Consider the following 25,414-nt stretch of genomic DNA (forward strand, 5'->3'; position numbering starts at 1 on the left):
GCTGTGTAGGGAGTGGCGAATGAAAGGGTTGGTAAGTGTAGTGGGGTTAGTGCTGGCGGCGTTGGTGTTAAGCGGTTGCAGCAGTGATTACGTGATGGCGACCAAAGATGGTCGCATGATTATGACGGAAGGTAAGCCGTCGATTGATAAAGACACCGGCCTGGTGCAGTACACCGACGAAAAAGGCCATGAGATGCAGATCAATGGTGACGAGGTCTCCACCATCATTGAGCGTTAAGTGCCAAATTTCATCGCCTGCGGTATTTTTCCAGTTGTGCAGGCGATTTCCCGAACTTTCCCCCCTTCCTTCCGCGCCGATCAACGCGCTATAGTCCCACAGGACACAACATTCCATTCCATAATGAAAAAAGGAAGCCGGCAATGCACTATCACCGTATCCCCCATAGCACGCTGGAAGTGAGTCAGCTGGGGTTGGGAACCATGACGTTTGGTGAGCAGAACAGCGAAGCCGATGCTCATGCGCAACTGGATTATGCTGTCAGCCAGGGGATCAACCTGATTGATACCGCAGAAATGTATCCGGTGCCGCCGCGCCCGGAAACTCAGGGATTAACTGAACAATATATTGGCAGCTGGCTGAAAAAGCGTGGCAGCCGTGACAAGATCATCCTCGCCAGCAAAGTGGCAGGTCCGGTACGTGGCGCGGATGCCTCCATTCGCCCTAACCAGGCGCTGGACCGTAAAAATATCCGTGAAGCGCTGGAAGCCAGCCTGAAGCGCCTGAATACCGACTATCTCGATCTCTATCAGCTCCACTGGCCGCAGCGCCAGACCAATTTCTTTGGCAAGCTGGGTTATCAATATACGGAATCGACCGTACCGGTGACGTTGCTGGAAACGCTGGAAGCGCTGACCGAGCAGGTTCGTGCCGGCAAGATTCGCTATATCGGCGTCTCGAACGAAACCGCCTGGGGCGTGATGCGTTATCTGCAACTGGCGGAAAAACATGAACTGCCGCGCATCGTCACCATTCAGAATCCCTACAGCCTGCTGAATCGCAGCTTCGAAGTGGGTCTGGCGGAGATCAGCCAGCATGAAGGCGTAGAGCTGCTGGCATACTCCAGCCTGGCATTTGGTACCCTGAGTGGTAAGTATCTGAACGGTGCCAAACCTGCTGGTGCGCGTAACACCCTGTTCAGTCGCTTTACCCGCTATAGCGGCGAGCAGTCGCAACAAGCGGTAGCGGCCTATGTTGCGCTGGCGAAGCAGCACAATCTCGATCCTGCGCAGATGGCACTGGCTTATGTCCGTCAACAACCCTTCGTTGCCAGCACCCTGTTAGGGGCGACCACGCTGGAACAGCTGAAGACCGATGTTGAGAGTTTTAATCTGACGTTAAATGCGGACGTGCTGGAAGGCATTGAAGCGATTCACCGCCAGTTTACTTACCCGGCGCCTTGATACGCACACTCAACATCCCAAGCGTACCATCATCCGTAGCGGCGCGATTTATCGCGCAGCTACGTTCGAACCCATCGCTGCTAGCGCCGCCCTTTCAACCATAAAACTGCGATAGCCACAGCGAATATCGCGCCGAAACCAACCCCGGTCGCCACTGCCGGTGCCCCCAGCTTAATCGCCAGCGTATACAGCCCCAGCATCAGCAACATCGCGGTGTTTTCACCGAGGTTCTGCACGGCAATTGCATTGCCCGCCCCGACAGTGGCTTTACCGCGCTCTTGCAACAGCGCGTTGAGCGGCACCACGAAGAACCCGCCCAGCGCACCAATCAGCATCAGAATCAGGTACGCATGCAACAAGCTGTGCTGCAAGGAAAACACCACCACCATCACGCCAATCAGCACCCCGGCAGGCATGCAGCGGCGTACGGTTTGCAGCGTCACCAGCTTTGCTGCCGCAGCCGCGCCAATCACGATACCTATCGCCACCATCGCATTCAGCGTGGTCGGGGTTTTGTTATCGCTGATACCCAGCGCCACGGGCACCCACAGCACCAGCAGAAAACGCAGTGTTACCCCTGCGCCCCAGAACAGGCTGGTACCCATCAATGAAAAACGGGTTTCGCCATTACGCCACAGCAACAACGTTGCCTGAGTAAAATTGCGCAGCATCATGCCAAAGTGCCAGCTCTGGCCGGGACGTGCTGCCAGCAAACGCGGGATAAACAGGTTTGCGACGACCGCCAGGCCGTAAGTAAGTGCACACACCGCCAGCGCTGCCAGCAGATGCCAGTCCGCCAGAATGCCACCCGCAACCGACCCCAGCAGGATCGCCGCAATGGTCGAGCCCTCCATCAGTCCGTTGGCTTTGACCAACTTATCACCCTGCGTGATTTCACCCAGAATGCCATATTTGGCCGGAGAATAGGCCGCCGCGCCCACCCCTACCAGGGTGTATCCAAGGAACGGATTGAAACCAAAACAGATAATCAACGCCCCTAACAGCTTCAGGCTGTTAGCAAACATCATCACACGACCTTTGGCGAAGCTGTCGGCCATCTGCCCAACAAAAGGCGCGAGCAGAATGTAAGTGGCTACAAACAACATTTGCAGAATCGGCTGACTCCAGTCGGGATAGAACTGGTTTTTCAGCACCGCGAGGGTGGCAAATAACAACGCATTATCGCCAAACGCCGAGAGAAACTGCGCCACAATCACCGCCATCATGCCACGCGACAACAGCGGCGTATCCGGATTTACCGCCTGGCTCATGCCTGCTCCTCTTCGGCCAGTTTTTTCAGGCTGACATAGTCAGGTTTACCGCTGCCGAGTATCGGCAAAGGTTTCAGCACACGGATATCACGCGGCAACGCCAGTTCTGGCGCCCCCAACTCACGGGCCGCATGTTTGAGCATCTCGCGATCCAGCTCGCTGTCAGTGGTGAACAGCACCAGCGCCTCTCCACGGTTGCCATCGGGTCGCAACGATGCGGCATGTTGTTTTTCTGGTGAGGCTTTCAACGCAATCTGCTCGACAATTTCCAGCGAAACCATCTCTCCGGCAATTTTCGCGAAGCGTTTGGCGCGGCCCTGAATCTGGCAGAACCCTCCCTCATCAAAGCTGACGATGTCGCCGGTATCATACCAACCCGGCTCCATCTCACCTTCACCGTTATCGGCTACTGGCGGCTCCAGCACACCGGGATTTTCCACGCGCAGATAACCGTTCATCACGTTTGGCCCACGCAGTTGCAGGCGACCGCCCTGCTCAATACCCGGCACCGAAATCAGACGCGAGTCCATCCCCGGCAGAATTCGGCCTACAGTGTGCGATTTTGCCGCCATCGGCACGTTAATCGCCACCACCGGTGCGCACTCGGTCACACCATAGCCTTCGAGAATACGGATGCCGTATTTCTCCATATAAATCTGACGTGTGCCTTCCTGCAATTTTTCCGCCCCCGCCACTACGTAGCGAAGACGGGCAAAATCGTACGGGCTGGCAAAGCGTGCATAGTTGCCGAGGAAGGTGGAGGTGCCGAACAGCACGGTACAGTTGCGGTCATATACCAGCTCCGGCACCACGCGATAATGCAGCGGGCTGGGGTAAAGGAACACCTGCGCACCGGTCAGCAGCGGCGTGAAAAGCCCCACGGTCAGACCAAAGGCGTGGAACAGTGGCAACGCTGACATAAAACGGTCACGCGGGGTGAAATCGGCAACGGTGCGAATCTGCTCAACATTCGCCAGCAGGCTTTTATGCGAATGCACCACTCCTTTGGGATTGCCTTCCGAGCCGGAGGTAAACAGCACCATCGCGGCCTCTTCAGGCTTTTGCGCCACCAGCGCACGACGTGGCATCAGCAGATGGCTGAGGATCCACAGTTTATCTTTGGTGGTGACGGTCGATCGCAGATCTTCGAGGAAGATCCACTGCACGTCCGTCAAACCTTCGGGCAGATGCCACAGGTTGCCTTTATCAAGGAACTGACGCGAGGTGAAGACCGTTTTCACCTGTGAGGCGGTCAACGCTGCGCGCATCCCGTTAACCCCGGCGGTGTAATTGAGCATGGCCGGGATGCGTCCACGCAGCGAAGCCCCCAGAATGGCCGCAGCGGTCACGGTGGCATTCGGCAGCAGCAGGCCGACATATTCGCCCTGACGACTGTAGCGCTCGAGGATACGGCCCACGCCGAGCGCTTTTTTCAGCAATCCGGTGTAGCTGTCGGTTTTGAAGTTGATGTCCTCGATGCACGGCTTAAACAGACCGTAGCGGGTACGCGCATTGAGGAATGCCTCAAACAGCGTTTCCCGTGGCCGCACCGCCATACGCGCTTCCATCATCACATGATGTAAATGCTCGCCAGCCAGGATACGCCGCTCACGCGCGCGTTTGGCTTCCGGCATCGGGATAACCGTCGCAGGTAACACACTCAGGGTAATACGCGGAAACAGACGGCGCTTAAATACGCCGGCAAGGCGACCAAACGGGGTATATTCCGCGCCTTCGATGCGCATTGGCACCACGGTGGCACCCGATTTCGCTGCCACAAAGCCAGCGCCACTGTAGATTTTCATCAGCGAAGCGGTGACGGTAATACGCCCTTCCGGAAATATCACCACCGGGCGGCCTTCGTTGATCAGACGCACCAGATGTTTAATCGACATCGGTTTGGTGGGGTCAAGCGGCACGAAGTCGATGAGCGGCTTGAGGATACGCATAAACCATTGATCGCTGATCGATGAATAGACGGCGAACACCGGTTTGATCGGCAGAAAAAGTGCCACCAGCACGCCATCGAGAAATGACATGTGGTTAGGGGTGATCAACACCTTGGGTTTGTTCAGTACCGTCAGATCACCGCGCAGCTCGACGCGCCATAACAGGCGGCAGAGGAAACGCAGACAGGTGAATAACATGCCAGCTCCTTAGCAGTCGTTAAAAATGGCCCCTACGATGCAGGATTCAGGGATTTTCGACAAGTAGCGGCGCGATTTATCGCGCGGGGCTGCACGATAAATCGTGTTACGTGTCAGGCAGCGGTTTGGCACTGAGAGGGTTCCGCCCGCCAGGCATTAGGCAGTTTCAGCCGCAACGTGCAGGCGGACGGGCAAAGGTCCGAGGGCGCGGACCTTTGCAATCCGCGCCTTGCGCCGTCCTCGCGCAGCGCATAGCGCTGTGCCCTCGCTTATCACTCAGGCCATACGGCACGCGCGGATTCGCCATCCCTGGCTCATTCCGCTCTCTCGCCGCATCCATGCGGCTCGTCCTGGCCTTCCCTCTGCGCTCGGCCGCCCACCCCATCGCCTGAAAGCCAGGTGCTCTCTTAATTGCGCGATAAATCGCGCCGCTACAAATGGCAGCACGTTACCCGTAGCGGCGCGATTTATCGCGCAAAAAAAAGAGGCTGGCGCAGGGCCGGGGAGTGCAAAGGGTGCGGCCAGTCACCCTTTGCTCGGTCGCCGCACCGGCGAGCTGCAACTACATCAGCCTATGGCGAACGAAACCCGCACCAGCCGTTATTGCGATTTATCCGCCTGCCAACCCCCACCCAGCGCGGCTATCAACTCTACGCTGGTCACCCATTGGGTGCTTTGCGTTGACAGCAGGGTCTGCTGCTCACTCAGGCTGCTGTTTTCAGTGGTGGCAACGTCGAGATAATCGATCATCCCCGCCTCATACTGATTCCGCGTCACGCGTGCCGATTCCTGCGCAGCAGCAGTAGACAGTTGCAGTGAAACCAGTTCGCCTTTCAGCGTGTTCAGCTCCACCAGGTAATCCTCCACTTCCTGCATCCCTTCCAGCACCGCCTGGCGATAGCTGGCGACACTGGCGTCGTAAGAAGCCCTCGCCTGTTCCACTTTCGCCGAGGTGGCACCAAAGTCCAGCAGCGTGCCGCTCAGTTCCGGGCCAAGCGACCAGACACGGTTCGGCAGCGAGAACAGATTACTGAAGGTTGATGAACTGACGCCGCCACTGGCGCTCAGGGTCAGATCCGGGTAGTAACCGGCAATCGCTACCCCCACCGCCGCATTGGCTGCCGCGACGTTACGTTCGGCATAGGCGATATCAGGGCGGCGTTGCAACAACTGCGACGGAATGCTGTTGGGGATCTCCGGTAAGGTCGCTTCCAGCTTCGCCACCGGCAGTGAGAAATCCGCCGGGGCACGGCCAATCAGCAACGCAATGGCGTGCTCCAGTTGGGCGCGCTGCCACTGGTAATCCTGCGCCGAGGCACGGGCGCTCTCCAGTTGCATCTGAGCCTGCGCCAGGGTGGCGCGTGATTCGCTGCCTGCCTGATATTTGTTCTGAATCACCGTCAGGTAACGCTGATAGGCATCAACACTGCGCTGATACAGGGCGATCTTTTCGTCCATGATGCGCAACTGGAAATAGTCCTGCGCCAGTTCGGACTGGGCGCTGAGGGTGATATTCGCCAGTTCCGCCGCACTCGCCTGAGCGCTGGCTTTGTTCTCTTCCAGCGTGCGGCGCAGTTTGCCCCACAGATCCAGTTCCCAACTGGCGCTCAGCTCAGCCTGATGGCTGTTGCTGACGCTGCGCTGCCCGGTGGTACTGGCACGGCTGCCACTGCGGGTGCTGCTGGCGTCATAGCTGACCGATGGGAACAACTCGGCGCGTGACTGCCCCGCCAGTGCCTGGGCTTCACGATATTGCGCCGCATAGTTGGCAACGTTCTGGTTGGAGATGCTGACCTGACGCAGCAAGCTGTCGAGCGTGGCATCGTGGTAGACCGACCACCATTCACCTTTGCTCTTATCATCCTGCGGCATGGCCTGAGTCCAGCCTTTGGCCTCTTTAAAATGGGTCGGCATCGCCATCGTCGGACGCTGATAATCAGGGCCAACGGTACAGCCTGCCAGCAACAGCGCCATAACGATCGGGGTAACAGATAACGACATTTTCATGGATCAGGATTCCGCATGACGCAACCGCCGCCACTGACGTTTCGTGGCGCGGCTCAGACTATCGAGCCAGAGATAAACAACCGGCGTGGTAAACAGGGTAAGAAGTTGGCTGAGCGCCAGACCACCGGCAATCGCCATACCAAGCGGGCTACGCAGATCGGCGTCACCACCGCTGCCCAGCGCCAGTGGCAAGGCACCAAAGAACGCCGCTAGCGTGGTCATCATGATTGGACGGAAGCGCATCAGACAGGCCTGCGTAATCGCCTGTTGTGGCGTCAGGCCAAGGCGGCGCTCCGCATCGATGGCGAAGTCGATCATCATAATGGCGTTCTTTTTCACGATACCGATCAACAAGATGATGCCAATGAGCGCAATCACCGTCAGTTGCGTATTGGTCAGCAACAGCAGCAACAGCGCCCCCACCCCTGCCGAGGGCAGCGTCGACAGGATGGTGATCGGGTGGATATAGCTTTCATACAACACGCCCAGCACGATATACACCGCCGCCAGCGCTGCCAGAATCAACCACGGCATGGTGGCCGTCAGTTGGGCAAAGGCCGCCGCCGTCCCGGCAAAGCCCGCCTGAATCGTCGAAGGCAGGCCCAGTTTCGCCATCGCCTGCTTAATCAGCGCCTGCGCCTGTTCCAGCGACACGCCGTCATTCAGGTTAAAGGCAATGGTGCTGGTCGCTGACTGGCCCTGATGCGCCACCGACAACGGCGCGTTGCCGCCCTTAAAGGTGGCGAATGCCGAAAGCGGCACGCGATCGCCGCTGTCATTCACCACAAACAACTGTTGCAAAATGTCCGGGTCACGGGTGTAGCTATCCTGCAACGACATCACCACATGGTATTGGTTGAGCGTGTGGTACAGCGTGGCAATTTGTCGCTGGCTGAAGGAGTTATTCAGCATGGTGTCGATCATCTGCACGTTAACGCCCAGCATCTTCGCCCGATCGCGATCGATGTTGATCACCACTTCCTGACCGCCGGTTTGCGAGTCGGAATCGACGCTGTTTAGCTGCGGGATCGCTGCCAGCGCCGCCTGCACTTTGGGTGTCCAGGTACGCAGCAGGTCAAGATCGTCGGCTTGTAAGCTGTATTGATAGGTGGCGTTGGCGCTACGGCCACCAATATGCAGATCCTGCGCCGCCATCAGGAACATCTGCCCACCGGCAATATGGCTGGTTTTCATGCTCAGGCGGTTAGCCACTTCGGTCGCGGTCGCGCTGCGCTGATCAAAATCCTTCAGACGCACAAAGAAGTTGGCGCTGTTACGCGAACCAAACATGCCGCTCCCCATTGATGACATCACGCTCTCCACCGCCGGGTCGGACTGGATGATTTTGGTGAACTCCAGCATCTTCGGCTTCATTGCCTGGAACGAGATGTTCTGGTCGGCGCGCAACGCGCCCATCAGCAGGCCGGTATCCTGGTTGGGGAAGAAGCCCTTCTGTACCACCGAATAGAGGAACAGGTTGAGCAACACGGTCAGCACCAGGCTAAACATGGTGATTTTCTGGTGTGTCATCACCCACGCCAGACCGCGCGAGTAGGCGGCCAGCAGCGCATTGAGCTGGTTTTCAATGAACTGATACACCGGGTGCGGGCGTTGGGTGACTTTCGGTTTGGCCTTCAGCAGGCGCGCGCACAACATCGGCGTCAGGCTGAGCGAGACAAACATCGAGATCAGCAGCGAGATGGTCAGTGTTACCGCAAACTCACGGAACAGACGCCCGACAATGCTGCCCATCAACAAGATAGGAATAAACACCGCAATCAACGACATGGTCATCGACAGCACGGTGAAACTCACCTCCTGCGCACCCCGTAAGGCGGCACGCAGCGGGCTAAGCCCTTCTTCGATATGGCGGGTGATATTTTCCAGCACCACAATCGCATCATCAACCACAAAACCGGTGGAGATGATCAGCGCCATCAGTGACAGGTTATCGAGGCTATAGCCAAGTAAATACATCACCGCACAGGTGCCAATCAGCGACACCGGCAGCGCCAGCGCCGGGATTACTACCGCCTGCACGTTACGCAGGAAGATAAACACCACCGCAATCACCAGCATCACGGCAATCAACAGCGTCTCTTCGGTGTCGTACAGAGATTCGCGCACCGTCGGCGAACGGTCTACCACCACCTTCAACTGGGTATCGGCGGGCAGATCTTTTTCCAGCTCCGGCAACTGGGCTTTGATGGCGTCGATGGTATCGAGCATGTTAGCCCCCGCCTGGCGCTTAATCCCCACCATCACCGACGGGGTAGCGTTAAGGAAACCGGCCTGGTACTTGTCTTCTATCGAGTCATAGACGGTGGCGACATCATGCAGGCGTACCGCTTTGCCGTCTTTATAGGTGATGATCAGATTGCGGTACTGCGCCGCTTTATCCAGTTGGCCGTTGCTGTCCACCACCCAGGATTGGCTGTCACCTTGCAGGATGCCTTTCGGTAAGTTGGTGGTGCTGTCGGCAATGGCGGTACGCACCGTGTCCAGCGAGATTCCGTACTGCGTCAGTTTCTGCGGTTGCAGGTCGATACGCACCGCAGGCAGCGCACTGCCCATCAGCGACACTTCACCCACCCCTTGCACCTGGCTTACCGCCTGCTCAATCTTGCTCTCCGCCAGATCGTAGAGTTCACCTGGGGTACGGGTCGCCGATACCAGCGCCAGCATCACAATCGGCGCATCCGACGGGTTGGCTTTGCGATAGGTCGGTAGCGATTCCATTGAACTGGGCAGCAAACTGCGTGCCGCGTTAATCGCCGCCTGCACATCACGCGCTGCGCCGTTGATATCGCGGTCCAGTTCAAACTGCAAAATAATGGTACTGGAACCCTGCGAGCTGCTGGAGGTCATCTCGGTGATACCGGCGATTTGGCCGAGCGAGCGCTCCAGCGGTGTCGCCACCGTGGCGGCCATGGTTTCCGGGCTGGCACCAGACAGACTGGCGCTGACCATAATGGTCGGGAAATCCACCTGCGGCAGCGGCGCTACCGGCAACAACCGGTAGCCCAGCAGGCCGAGCAGCATGATCGACAGCGTCAGCAGTAAGGTGGTAACCGGGCGGAAGATAAACAGCCGCGTCAAATTCATTGCTCGCCTCGCGCCTGCTGTTGTTTGCGTTGCACGAAACGCTTGCCGCGCTGCGCCCAACCATCAAACCACAGGTAGATCACCGGGGTGGAGAACAGCGTCAGCACTTGGCTGACGATCAATCCGCCGACAATCACCAGGCCGAGCGGCTGACGCAGTTCTGCGCCAGAGCCGGAGGCCAGCATCAGCGGCAACGCACCGAGCAGCGCCGCCATCGTGGTCATCAGAATCGGGCGGAAACGCAATAAACACGCCTGATGAATAGCATCGCGTGGACTCATCCCCTGTTTGTTTTCCGCTTCCAGCGCAAAGTCGATCATCATAATCGCGTTCTTCTTCACGATACCGATCAGCAGGATCACCCCGATCAACGCAATCAGGCTGAACTCGCTGCCAGCCAGCAGCAGCGTCAACAGCGCTCCGACCGCCGCCGATGGCAGCGTGGAGAGGATGGTCACCGGATGGATAAAGCTTTCGTACAGAATGCCCAGCACCACATACATGGTGATCAGCGCCGCCAGAATCAGCCACAGCGTGTTACTGGTGGCGCTCTGGAAGGCGGAAGTCTCACCTTGATAACGCAAGGTGATGCTCGAAGGCAGATTCAGTTGTTGCGTCACGTCGGCAATCGCTTTCTGCGCATCCTCCAACGAATAGTCGCTGTTGAGGTTGAACGACACCATCACCGCCGGGAACTGGTTCAGACGCATATGCATCAGTGAACCGGTGCGTTGATGAATGGTGGCGATCGAGGTCAGTTTCACCATACCGGTGGTGGTGCTGCTGCTCGAATCAGAACTGCTGGAGGTCGAACTGCTCGTGGTGCTGCTGGACGATGATGTCGTGGTGCTGCTGCTGGAGCTGCTATCGCTGGTGCTGGTGGTCGAGGGCAGCCAGACATCGTCGAACGAGGCTGGCGACTGCTGGAAACGCGGCGCCACCTCCAGTACCACGCGATACTGGTTCGCCTGGGTAAAGATGGTGGAAACCAGACGCTGACCAAAGCTGTTATACAGCGCAGTATCGACATCGGCAGCGGTAATGCCATAGCGCGCAGCTTTGTCGCGGTTCAGCTCCACGTACGCCACGCGCCCCTGATCCTGCAAATTGCTCACCACGCCGTTAAATTCCGGGCGTTTCTGTAACGCAGCAACCAGTTGTGGCGTCCATTTCACCAGGTTTTCGCTGTCGGCATCGTCGAGGGTGAACTGATACTGATTCGGTGTGACCTGGTCGTTGACCGTCAGATCCTGCGCCGGTTGCAGATAAAGCTGAATACCCGTCACCTGCGCGGCGGCTTGTTGCAGCTGCTTAATGACCACGTCGGCTTTATCATCACGCTCGCCAAACGGTTTGAGGTTGATCTGAATGCTGCCGCTGTTAAGGCTGGTATTGGTGCCGTCGATGCCGATGGTGGAGGAGAGGCTTTCCACCGAAGGATTCTTCAGAATCACCTGCGCCAGCGCCTGCTGACGTTTCGACATCTCATTAAAGGACACATCTTGCGACGCGATGGTCACACCCTGAATCAGGCCAGTATCTTGCGTCGGGAAAAAGCCTTTCGGGATAGCGATGTACAGCAACGCGGTAAGTGCGAAGGTTGCCAGCGCCACCAGCAACGTCAGCTTCTGGTGGTTAAGGACGATGGTCAGCATGCGGTCGTAACCGCGAATCAGCTTGTCAAAGAACTCGCCGCCCTTGCGCGAGAAGCGCGATTGTTTCTCCGGCGGGATATGCTGCAACAAATAAGCACACAGCATTGGGGTGAGCGTCAGCGACACTATCATCGACACCAGAATCGATACCGCAAGGGTGATAGCAAATTCGCGGAACAGACGCCCCACCACATCGCCCATAAACAGCAGCGGGATCAGCACCGCAATCAGCGAGAAGGTCAGCGAGATAATGGTAAAACCAATCTGCTGTGATCCTTTCAACGCCGCCTGCATTGGCGTTTCGCCCTCCTCCAGTCGCCGCGAGATGTTTTCCACCACCACGATGGCATCATCAATTACGAAGCCGGTGGCGATGGTCAGCGCCATCAGCGACAGGTTATTCAGGCTAAAGTCGGCCAGATACATCACGCCAAAGGTGCCAATCAACGACAGCGGCACCGCCACGCTGGGGATCAGCGTCGCCGCGATATTGCGCAGGAACAGGAAGGTCACCATCACCACCAGCGCCACCGACAGCATCAACTCAAACTGTACGTCGCTGATCGAAGCGCGAATGGTTTGCGTACGATCCGACAGGATGCTCATCTTCACGCCATCCGGCAGTGCGGCCTGCAAGGTCGGCAATTTGGCTTTGATCGCATCCACCACCTGAATCACATTCGCCCCAGGCTGACGCTGCACGCTGATCACAATCGCCGGGCTGTTGTTGGCCCAGGCCGACTGGAAGCTGTTTTCCGGCCCTTGTTCGATATGGGCGATATCCTTCAGGCGCAGCGCAGCACCGTTTTGGTAGGTGATAATCAGGTTGCCGTACTCTTCGGCGGTGCGAAGCTGGTCGTTAGCATCGATGGTGACGGAGTGATATTTGCCGTCGAAGCCCCCTTTCGAACCGTTAACGTTGCCGTTACTGATCAGGGTGTTGACGTCTTCCAGCGTCAGGTTGTGCGCCGCCAGCGCTCTTGGATCCATCTGCACGCGGATGGCCGGTTGATGGCCGCCCGCCAGCGTCACCATACCGACGCCGGAGATCTGCGACAGCTTCAGTGCCACGCGGGTATTCACCAGATCCTGAACCTGGGTAAGCGGCAGCGTATCGGAGCTTGCCGCCAGAGTGATCACCGCGCTGTCTGCCGGGTTGACCTTTTTATAGGTCGGCGGATTAGGCAAATCACTCGGCAACAGGTTGTTGGCAGCGTTAATTGCCGCCTGCACTTCCTGCTCGGCCACGTCCAGCGACAGATCGAGGCTGAACTTCAGGGTAATGATCGACGAACCGCCGGAGCTGGTGGAGGTCATCTGGCTCAGCCCCGCCATCTGTCCGAGCTGGCGCTCCAGCGGCGAGGTGACGGAAGAAGCCATCACATCCGGGCTGGCACCGGGATACAAGGTGGTCACCTGGATGGTGGGATAATCCACCTGCGGCAGCGCCGAGGTGGAAAGAAACTTATAAGCGAAGATGCCAGAGATCAGCACGCCGACCATCAACAGGATGGTAGCGACCGGACGCTGGATAAACAGGCGTGACGGGTTCATTTGGCCTCGGCGGTCGCAGTCGGTTTGCTCTCATCGGCCAGCGTCACTTTACTGCCGTCGGTCAGGCGATCGATACCTTCCGTCACCAGACGATCGCCCGGTTCAACCCCTTTCAGGATCGCCTGCTGATCCTCACCGAAGGCAGGGCCGGTGGTGACCGCTTTGCGCGTCACGGTGTTGTCTTTGTTGATGATGAACACAAAGCTGCCGTCGCTACTCAACTGCAATGCCTGCGCCGGGATCACCGTGGCATTTTTCAGCGTATCGGTTTGCAGACGCAGGTTGACGAACTGGTTAGCAAACAGCGACTCGTCTTCGTTCGGGAAGCTGGCTTTCAGTTCGATGGTGCCGGTGCTGGTGTCGATCTGGTTACCGATATAGCGCACGTCACCCTGCGCCAGCACCGTGGTGTTGTCCTGATCAAATGCCGTCGCTGGCAGGCTCTGATTGTTGTGCAGCGCTTTGGTCAGCTGCGGGATATTGCTTTGCGGCACGCTAAAGGTCACCGCCGCCGGTTGCATCTGTGTCACCACCACAATGCCGGTGGTGTCGGTGGTCTGGATCATATTACCGGGATCGACCAGGCGTAAGCCGACGCGACCGCTGACCGGCGAGGTGATACGCGAATATTCGATATCCAGTTTGGCGCTGGCGATCTGCGCTTCATCGGCAGCCACCGCACCCCGATACTGGCCGACCGTGGCGGTTTGCGTGTCGAGATCCTGACGCGCCAGCGAGTCCTGCGCATAGAGTTTTTTATAGCGTGTCAGCGTCAGCTCTGCGCTTTTCAGTAACGCCTGGTTCTGTGCCAGATCGCCCTGATATTGCGCCAGCGTCGCCTGATAACTGCGCGGATCGATCTGCGCCAGCAACTGGCCCGCTGCCACTTTTTGTCCTTCGGTGAAGTAGACTTTTTCCAGCTGGCCCGCCACCCGACTGGTGACGGTCACGCTGGCGTTGGGGATCACCGTACCCAATGCATTAAGGTAGACCGGCACATCCGCCGTACTGGCCACACCGCTATGCACCAGGGTTGCACCGCCCATCATCATCGCCATGCCCGGAGGACCACCGGCCGGACGATGACCACTGCGACCGCCACGTTCACCACCCGATGGCATACCACCCGGCGCATGCCCCCCGACTACGCGCCAGATCACGCCAGCGACAATTAACAGCACAACTAACAGCAGCAGCCATTTCAGCCAGCGAGAGAAAGCGGAGCGAGGTACGTTGGTCTTCATTAGGTTCTTCAGGTCATCAGATAAATGGAAAATCCCCTGAAAAGCAGGGGATTATTTCAAAGGTAAATCATTACCGGGCGTATTATCGGCGGAAGAGCAGGATTTTTTCCATGCTCAAACCGTAAGGATTCCGTTAAGAAGCTCAGGATTTCCAGCCGCCACCCAATGCCTTGTACAGCGTGATTTTCTGGCTTAACTGGCCCAGATGCGCGCTGATCAACGACTGTTGCGCACTGTAAAGCGAACGTTGGGCGACTAACACATTGAGATAATTATCAACGCCCTGCTTATAACGCAATTCAGAATAGTCGTAGTCGCGCTGGTTCGCACCTACCTCTTTTTGCAGGGCCGACATTTGATCCTGCCAGGTGTCCTGCCCCGCCAGCGCATCGTTCACTTCTTTGAACGCGGTCTGGATCGCTTTCTCATAGTTGGCGATCTCGATGCGTTTCTCGATATGCGCGATGTTCAGGTTGGCTTCGTTTTTGCCACCGTCAAAAATCGGCAGATTAATTGACGGCACAAACGACCAGGCTCCGGTGCCACCACCCAGCAAACTGCCCAACGAGCTACTGGTTGATCCGCCGGAGGCGGTCAGCGTGATACTCGGGAAGAAGGCGGCACGCGCCGCGCCAATATTGGCGTTAGCCGCTTTCAGGGTATGCTCAGCCGCCATCACATCCGGGCGACGCGTCAGCAAATCTGACGGCAACCCGGCAGGCGTAGCCGGGAACTGCCAGTTTGCGTCCAGCGTGGCATGTGACAACAGCGATACCGGTAAATCGGTGCCGACCAACAGCCGCAGCGCATCGACATCCTGACGCACCTGACGTGTGTAGCTGGCAACGTCGGCTTCGGCGGCGCGCACCGTGCTTTCCGCTTCCGCCAGATCCTGATCGCTGCTGACGCCGCCGTCGTAACTCATTTTGGTCAGACGGTACGAGTCCTGCTGGCTCTGCGCGGTGTTCTGTGCCAGATGCAGCAGATCATTATCCGAACACAAGGTCAGCCATGCAGTCGCGACTTCGGAGATCAGCGAGATGCGGGTGGCGCGTTCCGTGGCCGCCGTGGAGAGATACGTTTCCTGAGCCTGATCACGCAGGCTGCGCAAACGACCAAAGAAATCCAGCTCCCACGAGGTAACGCCCAGACCGGCGTTCAGCTCGTGATAGGTCACCGGACCGGTGGTTTTAGTGTTGTACAGATTACCCGGCTCATGCGCCGAGGTCTGACTGGCGGTGGCGTCAATCGATGGCATCAATGCCGCACGCTGCACCGTCACATCGTTACGCGCTTCTTCCACGTTTAATGCCGCCACACGCAGATCGCGGTTGTTGTCGAGCGAGAGCTGAATCAGGTTGCGCATCGTCGCGTCATTAAAGAAGTTCTGCCACGGCAAATCCGCGACGTTGCCCACCGCCGTGGGTTGATCGTAGCGCGCATCCACTGGCATGGATGGCCGCTGGTAATGCGGCTCCATAGTACAACCGGTTAAGCCCAGTGCGGCGGCCAGCGGCAGCAACGCCCAATTGAAGGTTTTAGTTATCATGCTGCACCCCCTCTACGGATGCTTTTTTCTTACGCGCAAAGAATTGCGACACCACCACGTAGAACATCGGCACAAAGAAGATGGCGAGGAAGGTTGCGGTAATCATCCCGCCCGCTACCGCCGTACCGATGGAGTGCTGACTGCCCGCGCCGGCACCGTTAGAGATGGTGAGCGGCAGGACTCCGAGGATAAAGGCCATCGAGGTCATGATAATCGGGCGGATACGCAGGCGTGCTGCTTCCACCGCCGCCTCAATCAGGCTCTTACCTTCCCGTTCGTGCAGCTCCTTGGCAAATTCAACAATCAATATGGCGTTCTTCGCCGCCAGTCCGACGGTGGTTAATAACCCAACCTGGAAGAACACGTCGTTCTGCAAGCCGCGCAGCAACACGGCGCAAATGGTACCCAGCACGCCGAGTGGCACCACCAGAATCACCGAGAACGGAATCGACCAGCTTTCATACAGCGCGGCGAGACACAGGAATACCACCAGAATCGAGATGGCATACAACTGCGTGGTCTGGTTACCGGAAGCCTGTTCCTCATAGGAGATGCCGTACCACTGCACACGGAAGCCGCTCGGCAACTGTTTTGCCAGATCTTCTACGGCTTTCATCGCTTCACCGGTACTCTTACCCGGTGCCGGGGAACCAAGAATCTCTTCCGCCGTCAGGCCATTGAAACGTTCGAAGTGGGGCGAACCATATACCCATTTACCCGAGGCAAATGCGGAGAACGGAACCATGGTGCCGCTGGAGTTACGGAAGTACCATTTATTGAGGTCGGACGGCGTGACACGCGAATCCGCTTTCCCCATCAGATAGACCTCTTTCACGCGGCCGTTATACATAAACTGGTCGATATAGCTCGAACCCCAGGCCACCGACAGGGTGTTATTAATGTCGGTCATGCTCAGGCCCAGCGCGCTGGCTTTCTCGTCATTGATCTCCAGTTGATACTGCGGTTCATCTTCCAGGCCATTCATACGCACCTGAGCCAGACGTGGATCTTTGTTTGCCAGATCAATCAGCTGATGCGTGGCATCCATCATCTGCTGGTGGGTGTGCGCGCCCGTATCCTGCAAGTAGAGGTCAAAACCGGTGGCGTTCCCCAGTTCCATCACCGCGGGCGGTACCATGGCGAAGATTTTGGCGTTTTTGTAGTTGGCGAAGTGAGCCATGACCCGGTTCGCCAAATCCTGCACGCTCTGGCCGCTGTGGGTACGTTCTCCCCAGTCCTTCAGGCGCACAAACGCCATAGCGTTACTCTGCCCGCGACCGGCGAAGTTAAACCCTGCCACGCCAAAGGTGGTGGTCACCACCGAGGCTTCATTTTTCTGAAGATAATCATTCAGATCGTTGATGACCTGCTGGGTACGCTGCGACGACGAGTTTACCGGCAAGGTCATCTGCACCATCATCAGACCCTGGTCTTCGTTCGGCAGGAAGGTGGTCGGCACTCGGGTAAACAGGAAGCCGGTCACGCCCACAATCACCAGATACACCACCAAAAACAGGCCACGACGCGAGATCACTTTATTCACCCCACGGGTGTAGTGCATCGCGCCGCTGTCGAATTTACGGTTAAACCAACCGGCAAACCCGGTAGTTTTGTGTTCTGCCGAACTGGCTTTCAGGAAGGTGGCACAGAGCGCCGGGGTAAAGATCAACGCCATAATCACCGACAGCGCCATTGCGGACACAATGGTGATCGAGAACTGACGATAAATAACCCCGGTCGAACCAGAGAAGAAGGCCATCGGCAGCAGTACCGCCGACAGCACCAGTGCGATACCGAACAACGCCCCCTGAATCTGCTGCATCGATTTAATGGTGGCGGTTTTCGGATCGAGCTTTTCTTCGTGCATCACACGCTCGACGTTCTCCACCACCACGATGGCATCATCCACCAATAGCCCTATCGCCAGCACCATCCCGAACATCGTCAGGGTGTTAATGCTGTAACCAAAGGCGGCGAGGATACCGAATGTCCCCAGCAGCACCACCGGCACCACCAGGGTGGTGATCAGGGTCGCGCGCAGGTTTTGCAGGAACACCAACATCACGAAGAACACCAGGATGACCGCTTCGATCAGGGTTTTCACCACTTCTTCGATGGAGGCGCTCACTACCGGCGAGGTGTCGTAGGGATAGGTGACTTCCACGTTATCCGGCAAGGCGTCTTTCAGGTCAGCAATGGTCTGACGTACTGCTTTGGCGGTGTTCAGTTCGTTAGCACCGGTCGCCAGACGCAGCGCGATACCGGCCGCAGGCTTACCGTTCAGGGTGGCATCAATGCCGTAGCTCTGTGGACCAAGGGCCACGGACGCCACATCTTTCAGGCGCACTTGCGAGCCGTCGCTGTTCACTTTCAGCAGCACGTTTTCAAACTGTTTCACCGTGGTGAAACGGGTTTTGCCCAGCACGGTCGCCTGGGTTTTGGCGCCCTGAATCGTTGGCAGCCCGCCCAACGAACCGGAAGAAACCTGCACGTTCTGGTTATCGATAGCCGTACTGACATCGCTTGGCATCAGGTTGTACTTATACAACTTGGCCGGATCGAGCCAGATACGCATGGCGTATTCTGAACCCAGCACCATAAAGTCGCCGACACCGGGAGTACGTGAAATCGGATCTTCCAGCTTCGACACCAGCATATCGGCCAGGTCGCCGTTGGTCAGCTTGCCGTCTTTCGAGATCAACCCCACCACCATCATGAAGTTTTTCTGGTACTTACGGATACGGATGCCCTGCTGTGTCACATCAGTCGGTAGCTGAGATTCGGCCAGGGACACACGGTCCTGCACCTGTACCTGGGCGATATCCGGGTTAATGCCCTGATTAAAGGTAGCGATGATCTGCGCACTACCGTCCGACGCACTGCTCGACTCCAGATAGCGTAAGCCGTCCAGACCGTTGAGCTGCTGCTCAATCACCTGTACCACGGTGTTTTGCGTGGTTTCGGCACTGGCACCGGGATAGGTAACGGAGATGGAAACCGCCGGAGGCGAGATATTCGGATACTGGTTAACCGGCAGATTGAGCGTCGCAATCGCCCCTACCAGCATCACAATGATCGCGATAACCCATGCAAATATCGGGCGTTCAATAAAAAACTTAGACATGACGCCCCCTTATTGTGCCGCAGCATCAGTCATGGAGAGGCTGACGGCATTAGCGGATGGCGTGTCATTGGTATTGGCGGCGGTGGTGGTCACTTTAACGCCGCTGCGAACACTTTGCAGGTTGTTCACCACCACATTTTCCCCCTCTTGCAGACCGCCGGTAACCAGCCACTCGCCGTGGATCATTTCACCGGTGCTGATGCTGCGCTGTGCGATGGTGTTGTCGCTTTTCACCACATAGACATAAGGCTGCCCTTTGGTGTCATGCATGATGGATTCCTGCGGCACCAAAATGCCCTGTTGCTGGATACCCTGCGGGAAGCTGGCATGAACATACATACCTGGCAGCAATTCGTTACTGGGGTTCGGGAACACGGCACGCAGCACCACGGTGCCGGTGGCGGTATCAACGTTGACTTCCGAGAAGGCCAGTTTGCCTTGTTCGCTATATTTGCTGCCATCTTCCAGCGTCAGCCCCACCGCCGCGGTGTTGTCACCCACTTTGGCAATTTTGCCTTCAGCCAGTGCCCGGCGCAGACGCAGCAGATCGGTGGCGGACTCATTCACATCGACATAGATCGGGTTGAGCTGCGTAATGGTGGCAAGGTAGTCCGTCTGCCCGCTAGTCACCAGCGCACCGGCAGTGTAGAGCGAACGGCTGATATGCCCGGAGATCGGCGCTTTTACCAGGGTGTAGTCGAGGTTGACCTTGGCGGTTTCCACATCAGCTTTAGCTTCACGCTCCGCAGCTACCGCGTCATCGTAGGTCTGCTGGCTGATGGCATGGGCGGCAGCCAGCGGCTGATAGCGTTTCGCAACCATCGCGTCGTTTTGCCAGGTCGCCATCGCTTTGTCATAAGACGCTTTATAGGTCGCCGGATCAATCTGATACAACGGCTGCCCCTCTTTGACTTCCCCACCTTCGGTGAAGAGGATTTTTTGGATCACACCACTGACCTGCGGGCGCACCTGAGCGGTACGAACCGCATTGGTACGGCCAGGCAATTGCGTGACCAGCGTTACGGGTTCGGTTTTCAGAGTAACAACGCCGACTTGCGGTGTCGCAGACGCGGCGGGTGTCGCTCCACCCTGATCACAGGCTGCCAGTAAAAACACCACGCTGGCAGAAAGAAGTTTCAGGCGCATAGTTTTTCTCAACAAGATTGGGGAAAGTAATGAGAATGATTACTCTCAAGGAAAGTCATTGTAGGCAGGAGGCAATGGCGCAGCTGTTAAGGTTGCGTAAAACATATTTTCGAAACGAAAATGGTAAACCTTTCGTGCGATAAATCGCTGTGTTTTTTAGCTTTTCGCGGGTTTTCGGGTATGCATAGAAGTTATCGCGCGATAAATCGCGCCGCTACGGGATCGTCGACTTTTAGCGCCACTGCTAAACTTTGTCCCCTGATGTAGCGGCGCGATTTATCGCGCTAATTACCCTTTCGGCTCAATGCCACGACGACGTAATTCACGTCGTGCCAGATCCTTTAACCAACAGGACAAGGTGACATTGTCGTCATCGGTCAGTTCGCGTAGCTGATTATGCAATTCGGGATGAATACGCAGCTGAAAAGCCGCTGAGCGGCCCTCGCCTTTCGGCGTTCTGTCTTTGAGTTTTGGCATAGGGTTGTCGACTCAACAAAGGCAATAAATACGCCCCTTACCTGCGCTACCAACACAGTAAGGGGCTGGCGGACCTTGATGGAATGCGACATCGCGGTGCGTTAGGTAATACGTTACACGACGAGATATTTTTTTGTTGGCGGCGGAACGTTAAGAGATAGATAAGAGGTGTGAACGATTAAGCAGGACGATAACAAGCAGTTTGGCCTGGTATCGCAGATAAAAAAAACCCACGCATCTGCGTGGGTCGGTGCAACTGAACAGGGTGAGCAGCATCGGCTGCCATTCTTCACACCAATCAATACCTCTGGGACTTTCATCCTCGCATCATCGGTGTGATGACGACAGCCGGAAAACGCAACCGAATTCTGGGAAATGCAACGAGGTGTGAAAACTCCGCAATCTCGTTTACATCCTGATTTCATTAAGATTTATCTGGTGTCGGTTTACTGTAGATCGCATCCGGCGCAATGTTCATATGCTTCAGCACCGGCCCCATAATGTTGCCGAATACCGGTGCGGCTACCGAACCACCAAAGTGATCCCCGGCGGTTGGATGGTTGATCATCACCACCAGCGCTACTTCAGGATGGCTGGCAGGCGCAATGCCGGCGGTGTAGTTGACGTAACCGCCATCGTACTTGCCGCTGCTACCCATTTTCTCTGCGGTACCGGTTTTGGTCGCCAGGCGATAGCCCGGCACCGCCGCTTTCACCCCGGTGCCGCCCGGCAGGACGTCGCTCTCCAGCATATGCACCACGGTTTGTACCATTTGTGCATCGGCCACCTGGGTGCCCAACACTGGCGGCGTCACCTTGGTTATTGATAACGGTCGGTAGATGCCATAGGAGCCGAGAGTGGCGTATTCACGCGCAATTTGCAGTGGCGTAACGCGCAGGCCGTAGCCGAAGGCAAAGGTGGCGCGTTCAATATCCGCCCAACGTTCACGATGCAGCGGGAAGTAACCGACACTTTCACCGGTCAGCCCCAGCCCGGTAGGTTTACCGAGGCCAAAGGCCTGATAGGTATTGACCAGCGCTTCCGCAGGCATCGCCAGCGCGATATGGGAAACACCGATATCACTCGATTTCTGCAAAATCCCGGTCATGGTCAGACGCGGCCAGTGGCCGACGTCGCGGATCAGATGGCCGTTGACCGAATAAGGCGAGGTATCAATCACCGAGTCAGGGCGCACCAGATGACGCTCCAGACCTTCCAGCACCACCAACGGCTTCACGGTGGAACCGGGTTCGTAACTGTCGTTAATCGCCGAGTTACGCATCTGCGCCGGGGTAGCATCGTCATAGTTGTTGGGGTTGAACGACGGATAGGAGGCCATCGCCAGAATTTCCCCGGTATCGATTTTCACCAACACCGCAGCACCGGAATCGGCCTTGTTGAGCAACACGCCATCGCGCAACTTGCTAAACAGCGTGTACTGGTCAAATTTGTCGATACTCAGTTGCACCGTCGGCGGCTGCTGCGGTGGCTGGTAATCAATCATCGAGATGATGTCGCCATTTTTATCCTGGCGATAAACCTCTTTACCCTCTTCGCCATGTAACAGGCGATCAAAGCCTTTTTCCAGGCCGTTCAGACCGTTGTTATCCGCGCCAACGATACCAATCAACGGTGCTGCGGCTTCACTCATCGGGTAGAAACGACTGTCGTCATACACCGAGCTGATGCCTTTCAGGCGCAGCGCGGCAATATCTTTGGCGATACTCAGTTCAATTTTTCGCCCGAGATAGAGGAAGCGTTTTTTCGGGTTGGCCACAATCTGCTGCGCCAGTTGGTCCGGGCGCATATTCAGCGCATTCGCCAGGTAGGCCCATTTGGCGCTGGTAAAGTCCGGGTTACTCTCCAGCACCCGCATCGGGTCAGCGATGATGTCGCGCGATGGCACGCTCAGTGCCAGCGCTTCACCATCGCGGTCGAGTAAGGTGCCACGGTTAGTCGGCAACGTCACGGTACGCAGTGAACGCTGATCCGCTTCGTGTTCCAGCATCGGGTGGTTAATCAGCTGCAAATCGCCGACGCGTGCCAGCAACAGGCCCAGACAGGAGAGCACACCCAGACAGATCAGGCGAAAACGAAAGGGATTAAATGGAGCTTGAATCTGGTCTTTTCCCAGAAATTTTTTTATTCGGGGCATGATATTACCGCGGCGGAATAGATAAACAGGCTATACGCAGCAGTTATAAAGAAACGCGAGGCGGGATAACAGGAAAACTGTGTTTCAGTTCGTTAGCGAAATGTGCGGGCAAAAAAAACCTGCGCATCTGCGCAGGTCGGTGTAATCAAGAAAACTTTTTGATGTTCACCCATCAATACCTCTGGGACCCTGACTGTAGCAAGGCGCAGAGACGGGATGCCATCTCTCAAACGCAACAGTTACCCGCAAAATGTAACCAGCGATGAGATTCTTACTGGATTGTGCAAACCTCATGTTTTTTGATTTCCACCAGGCAACTCATGGCGTTTGGCCCCTGGGTTAACGACGAAGTGCCAATATCCAGCGTCAATACATTCGGGTTACCGGCGCGGTCCCACGGCTGCCAGGCGCGGCCAAAGCCGGGGTCAAACCAGGCCCCGGTCGAGATAATCACCACGCCCGGTGTCAGGCCATCGGTTACACGCACGCCTGCCAACATGCGGCCACGCGCGTTGCTGACTTCAATCTCGTCGCCATCGTTAATTGCACGCGCCGCCGCATCCTGCGGATGCATATACAGGGTTTCACGCCCGGCGGTTTTGTTGGCCTGCACTGTCGCGGTAGCGTCGAGCTGGCTGTGCAGGCGATCGGAGGGTTGAATCGAGATCATATGCAGCGGGAACTGCTCGCTCAGTCTTGCCCCCAGCCACTCCTGCGGCTCACGCCATTCCGGGTGACCGGCGAAATCCTCCAGTTGGTAATCCGCGATGGTCTGGCAAAACAGTTCAATTTTGCCGCTGGCGGTCTGAATCGGATTCGCCACCGGGTTGGCACGAAACGCATCCATAAACACGTAAGGCGCGCCTCCCTGCGGGATTTCGACAAAACCACGCTGCCAGAACTCACCAAACTCCGGGAAGTGGATCCCTTTGCGCGCATGCGCCACTGCGCACTGCTGATAGAGATGCTCAATCCATTGCATCTCATTGCGCCCTTCGGTGAACACCTCGCGATAACCAAGACGATCGGCTAAATCGGCAAAGATATCAAAGTCATGGCGCGCCTGATGCTGCGGTTTAATCGCCTGATGCATCGCCAGCACAAAGCGATCGCGCGAGGAGCCGCCAATATCGTTGCGTTCCAGCGTGGTAGTGGCAGGTAGCACGATATCCGCCATCTGCGCCGCTGGCGTCCAGACGATATCCTGCACCACCACGGTATCCGGGCGCTGCCAGCCTTCGACCAGACGATTCAGTTGCTGATGATGATGGAACGGGTTGCCACCCGCCCAATGCACCAGATGGATATCCGGGTAATGCAACGTCTCGCCCTGGAAGCTGTAGGGCTGGCCGGGGTTGAGCAACATATCACTGATGCGCGCCACCGGAATCGACAGACCAGACGGATTGGGTCCGGTACTCATCAGCGGAGCCGGGCCTTCCTGACGCGGGTTGCCGACGCTGTTCATCGAACCATGACCAAAGGAGAAACCGCCGCCAGGCAAACCGGGCTGACCCAACATCGACGACAGCGCAATCATCATCCAGTAGGGCTGTTCACCGCGATGGGCGCGCTGTACCGAATAAGAACAGGTGATAAAGCTGCGTTTGCCAATCAGTTGTTGCGCCAGTAACGCAATGCGCGCGGCTGGGATACCGGTGATCTGGCTGGCCCATTCCGGCGTTTTGACAATACCATCATTCTCGCCCAGCAGATAGGCGCGTAGCTGCGGCCAACCGGTGCAGTGGCTGGCGAGAAACGCCTCATCCACCGCCTGACGCCGGGTAATTTCGAAGCCCAGCGCCAGCATCAATGCCACATCGGTATTGGGACGAATTGGAATCCACTCGGCATTGACGAACGCCGGGCAGTCATCACGCATCGGGCTGATGTTAATGATCGGCGTGCCCTTGGCGGTCAGTTGCTCCAGCGCCGGTTTCAGGCTGTGCTGCCCCGCGCCACCGGACGCTACCTGAGCATTTTTCAGCGCCAGGCCACCAAAGGCGATAAAGATCTCGGCATGTTCCACCACATCCGGCCAGTCGGTGACTCGGCCGGTCAGCGGCATGTAAGTGCCAATCACATAAGGTAAAAAGAACTGCGCCGCCCCCCAACTGTAGTTGCCCTGCTGGTCAACCCCGCCGCCGCCCTGAAAATAGAAGCGACGGATCAGCGTGCGTGCGTGGTTTACGCGTCCGGCTGAGGACCAGCCATAGGAACCGTTAAAAATGCCTGATGCACCGTAACGGTCGCGCACCCGGCGATTTTCCTCCGCCACCAGATCCAGCGCGGTGTCCCAGTCCACTGCGACAAAATCTTCGCGACCACGCAGCGTGCGATCGCTGTTCTCACGGGATTTTAGCCACGAACGACGCACCATCGGCTGGCGAATACGTTTGTCCGAATAAACCAGCTCAGGGATGGTATTCAGCATCGGTGAAGGATCGGCATCGGCGAAGAACGGTTCGCAACCGGTGAGACGGCCATTTTCCGTCACCGCGGTAAAAGCGCCCCAGTGCGCCAGATGTGGCACGCGTGTTTTCATGATTAGGGTCCGG

14 protein-coding genes are annotated in these 25,414 nt (G+C 57.1%); 2 read left to right on the forward strand and 12 right to left on the reverse strand.

The features are described from left to right. The first annotated feature begins 19 nt into the window (after positions 1–19). A complete protein-coding gene (locus AC6I8T_RS16700; RefSeq protein ID WP_021184578.1) occupies positions 20–238 on the forward strand; it encodes a YgdI/YgdR family lipoprotein in 219 nt (72 codons plus the stop codon). A 143-nt stretch (positions 239–381) separates the two neighbouring features. Further along, entirely contained in the window at positions 382–1,422 is a 1,041-nt protein-coding gene (locus tag AC6I8T_RS16705; RefSeq protein ID WP_208723705.1) for an NADP(H)-dependent aldo-keto reductase, read from the forward strand. 80 nt (positions 1,423–1,502) lie between these two features. On the opposite strand, the gene lplT is transcribed toward AC6I8T_RS16705, so the two are convergent. The 12 genes from lplT to AC6I8T_RS16765 all read right to left on the reverse strand — a co-directional run bounded on the left by lplT (position 1,503) and on the right by AC6I8T_RS16765 (position 25,401). Then, on the reverse strand, positions 1,503–2,693 hold the full coding sequence (gene lplT / locus AC6I8T_RS16710; protein ID WP_497834157.1) for a lysophospholipid transporter LplT: 1,191 nt from the start codon (positions 2,691–2,693) through the stop codon (positions 1,503–1,505). Continuing rightward, positions 2,690–4,840, reverse strand: coding sequence for a bifunctional acyl-ACP--phospholipid O-acyltransferase/long-chain-fatty-acid--ACP ligase (gene aas, locus AC6I8T_RS16715; protein ID WP_208723703.1), 2,151 nt, complete (start codon positions 4,838–4,840; stop codon positions 2,690–2,692). Before aas ends, lplT begins: the two co-directional genes overlap by 4 nt. Positions 4,841–5,440: 600 nt before the next feature. Beyond that, positions 5,441–6,847 carry an efflux transporter outer membrane subunit gene (locus tag AC6I8T_RS16720; protein WP_208723702.1) on the reverse strand — a complete coding sequence of 469 codons (1,407 nt, stop codon included), beginning with the start codon at positions 6,845–6,847 and terminating at the stop codon, positions 5,441–5,443. Between the two features lie 3 nt (positions 6,848–6,850). Then, complete coding sequence (locus tag AC6I8T_RS16725; protein WP_208723701.1) at positions 6,851–9,952, reverse strand: efflux RND transporter permease subunit; 3,102 nt, start codon at positions 9,950–9,952, stop codon at positions 6,851–6,853. After that, entirely contained in the window at positions 9,949–13,161 is a 3,213-nt protein-coding gene (locus tag AC6I8T_RS16730; protein WP_208723700.1) for an efflux RND transporter permease subunit, read from the reverse strand. The genes AC6I8T_RS16725 and AC6I8T_RS16730 overlap by 4 nt, the downstream gene beginning before the upstream one ends. Then, positions 13,158–14,405, reverse strand: coding sequence for an MdtA/MuxA family multidrug efflux RND transporter periplasmic adaptor subunit (locus AC6I8T_RS16735; RefSeq protein ID WP_208723699.1), 1,248 nt, complete (start codon positions 14,403–14,405; stop codon positions 13,158–13,160). The genes AC6I8T_RS16730 and AC6I8T_RS16735 overlap by 4 nt, the downstream gene beginning before the upstream one ends. A 142-nt stretch (positions 14,406–14,547) precedes the next feature. Further along, positions 14,548–15,954, reverse strand: coding sequence for an efflux transporter outer membrane subunit (locus AC6I8T_RS16740; protein ID WP_497834158.1), 1,407 nt, complete (start codon positions 15,952–15,954; stop codon positions 14,548–14,550). After that, positions 15,944–19,078, reverse strand: coding sequence for an efflux RND transporter permease subunit (locus AC6I8T_RS16745; protein WP_021184588.1), 3,135 nt, complete (start codon positions 19,076–19,078; stop codon positions 15,944–15,946). The genes AC6I8T_RS16740 and AC6I8T_RS16745 overlap by 11 nt, the downstream gene beginning before the upstream one ends. A gap of 9 nt (positions 19,079–19,087) precedes the next feature. Beyond that, the gene (locus tag AC6I8T_RS16750; protein ID WP_208723697.1) at positions 19,088–20,224 is read right to left on the reverse strand and encodes an efflux RND transporter periplasmic adaptor subunit; all 1,137 of its coding nucleotides are present in this window, start codon (positions 20,222–20,224) and stop codon (positions 19,088–19,090) included. 288 nt (positions 20,225–20,512) lie between these two features. Further along, positions 20,513–20,701, reverse strand: coding sequence for a hypothetical protein (locus AC6I8T_RS16755; RefSeq protein ID WP_021184590.1), 189 nt, complete (start codon positions 20,699–20,701; stop codon positions 20,513–20,515). Between the two features lie 424 nt (positions 20,702–21,125). Next, a complete protein-coding gene (locus AC6I8T_RS16760; RefSeq protein ID WP_208723696.1) occupies positions 21,126–22,856 on the reverse strand; it encodes a penicillin-binding transpeptidase domain-containing protein in 1,731 nt (576 codons plus the stop codon). Between the two features lie 271 nt (positions 22,857–23,127). Beyond that, positions 23,128–25,401: a molybdopterin-dependent oxidoreductase gene (locus AC6I8T_RS16765; RefSeq protein ID WP_497834159.1), complete on the reverse strand. Its 2,274-nt coding sequence runs from the start codon at positions 25,399–25,401 to the stop codon at positions 23,128–23,130. Between the last annotated feature and the right edge of the window lie 13 nt (positions 25,402–25,414).

Source organism: Pantoea sp. X-Soil-OKNW-556 (assembly GCF_059730695.1).

Coding starts and splice junctions, on each gene's coding strand:
- AC6I8T_RS16700 (WP_021184578.1), top strand. CDS start 20: ATGAAAGGGTTGGTAAGTGTAGTGGGGTTAGTGCTGGCGGCGTTGGTG.
- AC6I8T_RS16705 (WP_208723705.1), top strand. CDS start 382: ATGCACTATCACCGTATCCCCCATAGCACGCTGGAAGTGAGTCAGCTG.
- lplT (WP_497834157.1), bottom strand. CDS start 2,693: ATGAGCCAGGCGGTAAATCCGGATACGCCGCTGTTGTCGCGTGGCATG.
- aas (WP_208723703.1), bottom strand. CDS start 4,840: ATGTTATTCACCTGTCTGCGTTTCCTCTGCCGCCTGTTATGGCGCGTC.
- AC6I8T_RS16720 (WP_208723702.1), bottom strand. CDS start 6,847: ATGAAAATGTCGTTATCTGTTACCCCGATCGTTATGGCGCTGTTGCTG.
- AC6I8T_RS16725 (WP_208723701.1), bottom strand. CDS start 9,952: ATGAATTTGACGCGGCTGTTTATCTTCCGCCCGGTTACCACCTTACTG.
- AC6I8T_RS16730 (WP_208723700.1), bottom strand. CDS start 13,161: ATGAACCCGTCACGCCTGTTTATCCAGCGTCCGGTCGCTACCATCCTG.
- AC6I8T_RS16735 (WP_208723699.1), bottom strand. CDS start 14,405: ATGAAGACCAACGTACCTCGCTCCGCTTTCTCTCGCTGGCTGAAATGG.
- AC6I8T_RS16740 (WP_497834158.1), bottom strand. CDS start 15,954: ATGATAACTAAAACCTTCAATTGGGCGTTGCTGCCGCTGGCCGCCGCA.
- AC6I8T_RS16745 (WP_021184588.1), bottom strand. CDS start 19,078: ATGTCTAAGTTTTTTATTGAACGCCCGATATTTGCATGGGTTATCGCG.
- AC6I8T_RS16750 (WP_208723697.1), bottom strand. CDS start 20,224: ATGCGCCTGAAACTTCTTTCTGCCAGCGTGGTGTTTTTACTGGCAGCC.
- AC6I8T_RS16755 (WP_021184590.1), bottom strand. CDS start 20,701: ATGCCAAAACTCAAAGACAGAACGCCGAAAGGCGAGGGCCGCTCAGCG.
- AC6I8T_RS16760 (WP_208723696.1), bottom strand. CDS start 22,856: ATGCCCCGAATAAAAAAATTTCTGGGAAAAGACCAGATTCAAGCTCCA.
- AC6I8T_RS16765 (WP_497834159.1), bottom strand. CDS start 25,401: ATGAAAACACGCGTGCCACATCTGGCGCACTGGGGCGCTTTTACCGCG.